The following is an 8,520-nucleotide window of genomic DNA, read 5'->3' on the forward strand; positions in this document are numbered from 1 at the left end:
GCCCATTACGGTGTAGATAAGGGCAATTGCAGTGACGATCATGATGCAGTACATCACGTCGATACCAGTAATGAACTCTAAAATCATTGCTGTCGCGTAGAGTACGGCTGCCGAGCTCAATGCTTGTTTGATAAGGAAGATAAACGACAAAGTCAGTCGTGAAGCCTTACCGAAGCGTCGTTCTTGATACTCGTAGATGGAGGTTAAACCGTTGTTGTAGAAAAACGGCATAAACACAGCCACGATGAAGAAGATCACCAGCGGATAATTGAGGTGAATCGCGATAACCGACAGGCCTTCTTTGTAAGACCAAGCTGGCCCGCCAAGGAAAGACATGGCACTCACGTAAGTACAAACGACAGAAATACCGATCGCCCACCAAGGGATGCTCTTATCACCCAAAGCGAATTGGCTAGCTGAAGTGACTCGCTTACCAATCACCGCACCCAGTACTAGCGTTAGGGCGATGTATCCCCCAAGGATGCTCCAGTTAAGTGCGCCAAACTCATGCATAATTAGGTCCTTCTAACTGTTCTTTCATTTGTGCAAACACGTCATAGCCAAGTTGCAGCAGGATATGAACGATGTCGATCGCTACCCAGTTTTCCTTCAGTAAATCGCCTTCGCGTCGCCAAATGTCCATAACGCGAAGTTCGATGTGTTTTCCGGTTGGGGCAAGACCGAGCCAGCCACTGTGACCAGTGTGAGTACCATGCATATGTGGCCAACCACCTGTGGATACGTAGTCATTTTTGGCCAAAAAATTGACCTCAATATCGACACTTCGATCTGGGAACGCAAACACAAATGGCGCTTGATGGTGGTTACGGAAACCTTTGATACCGCGCGTAGTACCAATACCAGCAGGGCCGTACCACATGAAGTCATTGTGCCAGTAGTTTTCTAAATCCATCGAGAAAAGATCTTTGCCATCAAAACGACCCAAGCAAGACAGCATATCTTCAACCAGCTGGGCGCTCTTTTCACTTTCTTCCAAAGACACAACAGATTGTTGAATACCGTTAGAAGTTGCAGGAGAAGGAACCAAGCCATCGTGACCTAAGCTTTTACGAAGAGGGTTGCAGCCTGCTTGATTCATCGCGTCGATGAAGTCTGGGATCATGTAAGATTCGGTGATTTGGTCGTTCTCCACACACACCATTTCGGTGTAACGCAAGTAGAGTGTTTTCCCTGTTGCTGGGATGCCAAACAGTGGTTGTTCAAATGTACCGATAAAGTAGCCGGTAGAGTTGTACCAAGTGCGGCCTTCGTATTCGCCGTGCATAACAATTATTGGTCGGCGCTCGGCGTCAGGCAAAGCATTAACAAGTGGTGAGAGGAAAGATTCGTGGGTTGCATCTGGGCCATTAAGATCGTTCACAGGGTGCGCCACGCACCATTTTACGTCAGGGTTCAAAGTTTGCAGAGCGGCCTGTTTTTGCTCGATGTCTGCGGCTTTGAAGTAGTTCTGGTAGAACTGTTCGATGATGTTGAGTGACATGTTGCTTCCTTACTGTCTGTGATTTTAATAAATAGTGTTTAGTCAGCCGTTAGCCTTGCTGAAGCAGGATTTGCTTCCAGATTGCGGTCTCGTCAAACAAAGTGAATTCGCGACGAAGACCCCAAGGGCCAAACTCAGCGTGGCTGATCCCCATGATGTAAACCTCTTTTCCTGAAGGCTTACCAAACATCCCATATCCCTCATGCTTACCGTGCAAAGACCATCGAATTGCCGCGCGTGGTGACATCATGTCGTCATCTCGGCCAATACGATGGTGAACGGTAAATTGAGCATTTGGGAAAGACGCACGAAGTGCCATCCAAAAATGATCGACTTCCGAGTGTGATAGGGCAGTTTGACCGCCAGTGTATTCGCCGATGCAAGCGCGGTCGTACTCTTTCGGTACTATTGAGAACTCGGCATTCATAAGGCTTCTGAGAATTGCTTCGTAGCGCTGACCATATTCGTTGTCGTTGCCTACGCCCAAATAAGGTCCAGGAATGTCGACTTCAGGAGTGAACGGAAATGGGCTTGATTCCACGCCACCTTCAAATTCGATTTGTTGGCGTGCAAACTCTTCTGACGTCATGCCCAGTTGTTTCGCGATATCGGCTTGATCGCGAACCAACCATTCGTCATTGATTTGGTTATTGATAGCATGGCAATCTGCGATAATACGGAAACGAAGCTTGCGGTTCGAAGCTTGCCCATAGAAGCCGTTGCCACTGTGTGTTGCAGTAGAGATGATTCGATGAGAAGAAAGCATGCCTTGTTCCGGGGTGCCTGACCAAATGACGTCTTCGCCATATAGCGTGCGATCGGGAAACTCGGCCAGTGTCGCCATTGTTGCACTGATCACCCCTTCGTTTCCTTGAACGATAGAGAGTGGAGTACGCACAACAATGTCGGGAGAGTAGTAGTGTTCTAAGGTGTTTAAACCTCGGTCTTCCCAAATCTCTTTTGTGATACCAAGAATGTAGTCGGGAAAATCACGCCACTTTTCATCGAAGCCAACCATGGCCATAAATCACCTCCGTAATTGAATAATTATGTTTTGATTACGTATTCAAAATATATCATGTTGCCATTTTGTCAACGGATTGTTTTTCGATTGTTTAAATAGCGTGCTGATGATCAGATTTTTAACAATTGAGCGGAAAATAAACTAAAAAAGTACAGGAGAGATGGAAGCTATCTCTTATCGAGACGTGTTAATAAGAAAGGAGGTCAAAGTTTTTTGTATGAATATTCCTAATATCTTATTGTTTTTTAATCGCTTAATTTATTTTTATCTGTTTGAATGGAAACAAATGATTAAGCCAAAACTGATAATCATGCAGATCAAGGCACCCAAATAGACTTTATCGCTAATATTCAGCTATTTTGGTGTCAATTATCCTTATATCTTTCAAATTTTCCTTTTGCATACGAATGCTTAAAGGCTTTTTTATTAAATCGGAAGTAAATAACGAATAAGCCACTAGAAAGGTGTTTATCTAGTGGCTATAACAGTCATAAGCGCTCTATGAGTGCAACGATCAGGATAAAAGCGCAGGTAACGATAGCGAGATGGCAGGGATGAAGGTAATCAACATCAACGCCACTATCATTGCACCAATCCAACCCATGATGGCTTTAGAGAGCGACTCTATCGGCACTTTGCCTACCTGACTTGCCATAAACAGGTTGGCACCTAAAGGAGGCGTAACAAAGCCAATGGCCAAGTTCACGATCATCACGATACCAAAATGAACGGGGTCCATGCCGAGTGCTGACGTAATGGGTAGCAGAATTGGTGTGAGAATAACAATGGCTGCCAGCGTTTCCATAAAGGTACCGACAAGCAACAACAGGACATTGATGCAAAGCAGTATCAGAAGTTTGTTTTCAGTAATCGATAGAATGAACTGAGCAATCTCGGCCGGTAGACGTTCTAGGGTCAATATGCGGCCAAACGTCACGGACGCACCCACAATGACGAGTACTGCGCCAACTAACAGTGACGACTCTAGAATGATTTTCACAACTTGCGCTGGTTTGAGCACTTTATAAACAAACATGCCAAAGAATAAGCCATAGAGCACACCAATGGCGGCTGATTCGGTAGGTGTGAAGATACCGGAATAGATACCGCCGAGAATGATCACGGGGAGTAGCATTGCCCAACTGGCTTCTTTTAGCGCATCAAGACGCTCTGCCCAGGTCGCTTTGCGCTCGTTACCTGTGTAGCCCCGCAATTTTGAGACAATTAGACAATAGCCGATCAATACCATACCGACGACCAAGCCAGGAATGATGCCCGCTATGAACATCTTAGTTACCGAGACTTCAGCTGTGATCGCGTAGACGATCATCACCACAGAGGGTGGAATAATGACGCCAATTCCGCCGGAGGACGCGATTAAAGCACCTGCAAAGCTGCGGTCGTAGCCTTTCTTTACCATCGAGGGAATCATCGTCAAGCCGATAGCGGCAACAGTGGCAGACCCTGTACCAGAGATGGAAGCGAAGAACATACACGCCACAATGGCCACGATGCCAAGCCCGCCAGTAAAGTGGCCAAAGAAGACCTCCGCCACATGCAATAATCGTTTTGAGATCCCTCCTTGGCTCATAAGGTTACCTGCTAAGGTAAAAAAAACGACGGCGAGGAGAGGGAAAGAGTCGAGCCCTGTTACCATTCCTTGGACTAAAAACTCGATGTTAAGAAACGGCAGACTGAGTATCGCGACCATACTGGCTGCCGCCAGAGCAATACCGACCGGAACGCCAATGAGCAGAAGCAGACCAAAGCTGCCAAACAAAAGTGCAGACGTCATGCGTTAAACTCCAATAGTCGGTTAGAAGTACGATACTTTGCTTTGATATGGCGATAGCGTTGGCGAGAAAAGCGAACTCGTTCATTGCTGGTGGAGCACGCGTTCACACGTTGATAAATGCTTGTCACTAGGCGCGCGCAGCTTAATAGTGCGCAAACTAAAACAGAGGCATACAAACACGCAATAGGAATTTCCATTGCGGGTGCAATCTGACCGAGTTGCAGGCTGCGGTTTATAACCTTAAATCCAAACCAGGCGACAGTTGCACTAAAGGCAAGGTAGATAAGATCAGAGACAATCAAACTGAATTGCGTCCAATTGCCCGGAAGTTTATCGATGAACACACGAATGCGGATGTGTCGATCATCTCGGATACAGTAGCTGATGCTCAGGTACATCGCCCATACGAATAAATAACGAGCCAGCTCTTCAGCCCACGCGATCGTTGCATCGAACAGGCGTAGGGCGATTTGCAAGCACAGTAAAGTTGTCATCGTTGAGATCGCGATAACGATAAGGGTTGGTTCTAGGTATTTGTCTAGTAAGCGAAACCACTTCATGTTCACCTCCAAAACGAGAAAGCACGACCTGTTGCCAGATCGTGCAAAAGAGTGGGAGTTATAGGCGTTCTATCTCGGCCATCACGTTGTCAAACAAGTCTTTACCCGTTTTACTGCGCAAGTCCTGGTACACGGCCGCATTCATTTTCTCTTTCATGATGCTGCGTACCTCGTCTGGGACGATGTTAACCGTCATGCCTTTTGCTTCGAGCTCTTTGATTACTTCTTGGTTTTGCTTAGCGGCGAGCTCACGCTGTTTTGCGATGGTTTCTTTGCTTACTTCACTGATCAGCGCTTGTTGTGCGGCCGGCAGTGAATCCCAAAACGATTTGTTCATGAACAACACGTAGTTGGTGTATATATGGTTAGTTAAAGAGAGGTACTTTTGTGCCTCGTAAAAACGTTCGGCATAAATAGAGTAGATAGCACTTTCTTGAGCGTTAATCAGGCCTTGTTGTAACGAGGTGAAAATTTCTCCCCAAGACAGAGGTGTTGGCGCAGTACCAATAGATTTCCACGCGCTTATTTGAGTGGGGTTAGATGCCGAGCGAATCTTTAGCCCTTTCAGGTCCTCAATACTATCAATTGGCTGTTTGTTGTTGGTCACGCTACGAAAGCCGACCTCCATAAAGCCAAGTCCATGAAAGCCTTTTGATTCCATAGCATTCAACAATGGTTGTCCGATCTTCTCACTGTCGAGCGCTTTGTGTGCTTGCTCTTCGCTATCAAAAAGGTAGAACACGTCGAGCACGTTAAACTCTGGGACGTAGGGAGAGAGTAAAACTGACGCACCAAACGTCATTTGTAAGTTGCCTTGCTGCACGAGTTCAGTCGTCTCACGCACATCGCCTAGTTGTCTTGCCGGATAGATTTCAACTTCTATCTCACCGTTTGAGCGAGCTTCCACTTCTTGTTCGAAATAGAGCATTGCTTTGTGTACGGGAGAGGTTTCTTGACTGTCATGAGCAAGACGTATAACACTGGTTGCAAACGTATTCATACTGCTAAATGCAAGCCCCAGTGCGGTAAGTGAAGTCAGGATTACTTTCTTCATCGTTCTTCCTTGTTTCTGGTATGACCTGCCATTGGCATTCGTCGGCAAGTCACACAACTTTTTATGTTTTTATAAATTAGTTGAGCAATTCATATCCATTTTGCATACGAATCCAAAATAAAACATTAAAGTAACAAGTCAATAACAAGATTGATGAATTGATGAGGAATTAAATAACGATTGGTGAAAATTTAATCGTGATCACAGAAAATGCCTTACTCGAAAGCAAGGCATTTTGTTTATGAAGAATGAATAAAAATGGATTTATTAAATGGTGCTACTACGTTCGATCAAGGTGCCTTGCTCGAAAAGGTATTCGCCAGTTGCATCCAGGTTGCCGTTGATTCGATTCATCAAATCTTCAACCGCTCGTTTAACAATTTTGTCGACTGGTTGAGCAATGGTGGTCAAATCATAGCTCGGCCATGCAGACATCGGAATGTTATCTACACCCATCACAGAGAAGTCTTGGGGGATCTTTGCTCCGGCTTGTCGCAAGCCATCCATCACACCCATGGCGAGGATGTCGTTTGCACAAAAAATTGCATCGGGTTTGCTAGTGTGCGACAAGATCGCTTTCGCCGCTTCTAAGCCTGCTTCAAAGCTGTACTTGGCTTGGATAAAGGTTGGTGACGGGGAGCCGAGTTCTTGCAATTTTGAAGAGAAACCCAGCCAACGCTCTTCACTGGTCATGGAGCCAGCATCGCCACTGATATAAGCACACTGTTTTGCGCCTTTCTGCGTTAAATACTCGGCTGCTTGTTGGCCCGCCAATCGGTTATCAATACCAGAGCTATTGGCATTAATACCCTCGGCGTAGCGGTTAATCAAGCTTAAATGAACGCCAAACTTTTCGCATTGGGCAAACGCGCGTGAGGTTAAACGGCTGGTGGCGATAACGAGTCCGTCCACTTGGTATTCAATGGCGCGTGAAATGGCGAGATCGAGGTCGTCCTTGTCGATAGGGCAAAGCACAACTTGTCCGCCTCGCTTTTGAATTTCGACAGCCAAAGCACGAGATTGCATGTCGTACATTGGGTTTGATTCGCTATCTAACGCAATCGCCACTAAGCCTGAACGATTCGAAATCAGACCTCGGGCGATGGCATTCGGTGTGTATCCGAGCTTAGCTGCGGCATCCATCACCATTTTGCGTTTCTTCTCGCTAATACTCGCAGTCGGGCTGAATGCTCTAGATACCGTCGATTGAGAGACGCCGAGCATCTTCGCGACGTCGATCGAAGTTACTTTCGCTTTAATGGTGATACTCCTTATTTAAGGCCATTGAACCTTCTCATACGTGCTGAGTGTATGGGCTAGGGGATTTCTGTGTCTAGAGCATTACATTGATAAGGCGTAAATATCAGAGAAAACTCAAGAATTCATCACATTTCTCTCTTGCTTGAAGCCATCAATGATCGTTTTGTGTTCAGAGCCAACACAAAAGAAGCTAACGCCGAGTTCACGCCATTCCCGAGCTTGTTGAGCCGTCGCGACAAACATGCCAACAGGTTTATTGGCGGCTCTGGCCGCTTCGATTACTCGCATACTTGCTTGTGCGACTTTCTCATCATGAACGCTATCAGCACCATAAGCGACAGTGAGATCAACTTGGCCAATGAAGAGCGCATCAATTCCTTCAACATTGGCAATCGCTTCAACATTTTCAACCCCTTGAGGGTCTTCAATTTGTGCAATGACAATCGTATTCGCACGGCTGTCTTTTAAGTGTTCAACCATGGGCTTAGTGGCGTATTGCGCTGCTCGACTGGAACCAGCATACCCTCGGCCACCTTCTCCGTAATGGCAGATTTTCGCCAGTTGCGTCGCTTGCTCAGCAGTACAAACATGGGGAATTTGTACACCCGCCGCGCCACAGTCAAGCGCGTTCAAAATGGTTGAAGGAGCGCTGTCTTGTACTCGTACCACGCACGCGAGGTCATTCGCTCTGGCCGCCATGATGCACAGATCAAGCGAGGAACGATCGAAAGGTGCGTGCTCTGCATCCAGTACCACAAAAGGCAACTCTGCCAGTGCCAATACTTCGATAATGTGAGGGTGAGGGGTTTTAACAAATGTACCTAATATCGTTTCTTGCTTCAGACGTTGTTTAAAATTGCTCATGATTCTCTCCTTTGCAAAGGTATGCAAAAACTAACATGTAGAAATGTAAATGATGAGTAAAAATGATGTGATCTAAAACTCATTTTTGATTGAAAATTAAACTTAATTAAGGTCCTTATTACTTGCTTTTATTTGTTTAAGCTAATAAATACAAAGGCTTAAGGGTTGTTTTTGTGGTTTGTTGACTTAACTTGTCAAATGTTAATTAAGTGTTTAATCTGATTTTGCATTCGTATCCAAAAGCATAAAAATAACCGTTCGTCAGCCTCAATGTTCAAGGAGAAACCCAATGGCACGCATTTTAAAAAACGGAATCACTGAAGAAGCATCAGCATCAAACGACGCAAAAGTGCGTCAGATTGTTGAAAACATTCTTGCTGATATTGAATCGAAAGGTGATAGCGCTGTACGTGAGTTGTCTGAAAAGTTTGATAACTGGTCGCCGGAGCAATTCCGCCTGTC

Annotated in this window: 9 protein-coding genes; 1 reads left to right on the forward strand and 8 read right to left on the reverse strand. The window is 45.8% G+C overall.

Translation table 11 applies throughout. From position 1 onward, the window contains the following. From IQR33_RS33315 to IQR33_RS16855, 8 genes are all read right to left on the reverse strand, one after another. On the reverse strand, positions 1-513 hold a 513-nt coding region (locus IQR33_RS33315; protein ID WP_416222682.1), incomplete at its 3' end, for a sodium:solute symporter family transporter. Next, positions 506-1,501, reverse strand: a complete 996-nt coding sequence (locus IQR33_RS16825; protein WP_017634491.1) for an ester cyclase — start codon at positions 1,499-1,501, stop codon at positions 506-508. The genes IQR33_RS33315 and IQR33_RS16825, both read right to left, overlap by 8 nt. Positions 1,502-1,550: 49 nt before the next feature. Then, positions 1,551-2,525 (reverse strand): ester cyclase, encoded by a 975-nt coding sequence (locus IQR33_RS16830; protein ID WP_017820104.1) that lies wholly within the window; start codon positions 2,523-2,525, stop codon positions 1,551-1,553. A gap of 514 nt (positions 2,526-3,039) precedes the next feature. After that, a complete protein-coding gene (locus IQR33_RS16835) occupies positions 3,040-4,320 on the reverse strand; it encodes a TRAP transporter large permease (RefSeq protein WP_193843867.1) in 1,281 nt (426 codons plus the stop codon). After that, on the reverse strand, positions 4,317-4,880 hold the full coding sequence (locus IQR33_RS16840; protein ID WP_025768663.1) for a TRAP transporter small permease: 564 nt from the start codon (positions 4,878-4,880) through the stop codon (positions 4,317-4,319). Before IQR33_RS16840 ends, IQR33_RS16835 begins: the two co-directional genes overlap by 4 nt. 58 nt (positions 4,881-4,938) lie before the next feature. Further along, the gene (locus IQR33_RS16845) at positions 4,939-5,934 is read right to left on the reverse strand and encodes a TRAP transporter substrate-binding protein (protein ID WP_193837795.1); all 996 of its coding nucleotides are present in this window, start codon (positions 5,932-5,934) and stop codon (positions 4,939-4,941) included. 267 nt (positions 5,935-6,201) lie between these two features. After that, positions 6,202-7,158, reverse strand: a complete 957-nt coding sequence (locus IQR33_RS16850; RefSeq protein WP_025768661.1) for a LacI family DNA-binding transcriptional regulator — start codon at positions 7,156-7,158, stop codon at positions 6,202-6,204. 150 nt (positions 7,159-7,308) lie between these two features. Continuing rightward, the gene (locus IQR33_RS16855) at positions 7,309-8,058 is read right to left on the reverse strand and encodes an HpcH/HpaI aldolase family protein (protein WP_193843868.1); all 750 of its coding nucleotides are present in this window, start codon (positions 8,056-8,058) and stop codon (positions 7,309-7,311) included. A gap of 289 nt (positions 8,059-8,347) precedes the next feature. Here IQR33_RS16855 and IQR33_RS35875 point away from each other — a divergent pair. Beyond that, positions 8,348-8,520 (forward strand): histidinol dehydrogenase (locus tag IQR33_RS35875; protein WP_193843872.1); only part of this gene is annotated, 173 nt, incomplete at its 3' end.

The sequence above is a fragment of the Vibrio sp. OPT46 genome (assembly GCF_015163535.1).
In the GTDB taxonomy this organism is placed as follows: domain Bacteria; phylum Pseudomonadota; class Gammaproteobacteria; order Enterobacterales; family Vibrionaceae; genus Vibrio; species Vibrio alginolyticus.

Bases quoted from the DNA above. Each gene is read 5' to 3' on its own strand.
- IQR33_RS16825 (WP_017634491.1), bottom strand. From the start codon at position 1,501: ATGTCACTCAACATCATCGAACAGTTCTACCAGAACTACTTCAAAGCC.
- IQR33_RS16855 (WP_193843868.1), bottom strand. From the start codon at position 8,058: ATGAGCAATTTTAAACAACGTCTGAAGCAAGAAACGATATTAGGTACA.
- IQR33_RS16845 (WP_193837795.1), bottom strand. From the start codon at position 5,934: ATGAAGAAAGTAATCCTGACTTCACTTACCGCACTGGGGCTTGCATTT.
- IQR33_RS16850 (WP_025768661.1), bottom strand. From the start codon at position 7,158: ATGCTCGGCGTCTCTCAATCGACGGTATCTAGAGCATTCAGCCCGACT.
- IQR33_RS16840 (WP_025768663.1), bottom strand. From the start codon at position 4,880: ATGAAGTGGTTTCGCTTACTAGACAAATACCTAGAACCAACCCTTATC.
- IQR33_RS16835 (WP_193843867.1), bottom strand. From the start codon at position 4,320: ATGACGTCTGCACTTTTGTTTGGCAGCTTTGGTCTGCTTCTGCTCATT.
- IQR33_RS16830 (WP_017820104.1), bottom strand. From the start codon at position 2,525: ATGGCCATGGTTGGCTTCGATGAAAAGTGGCGTGATTTTCCCGACTAC.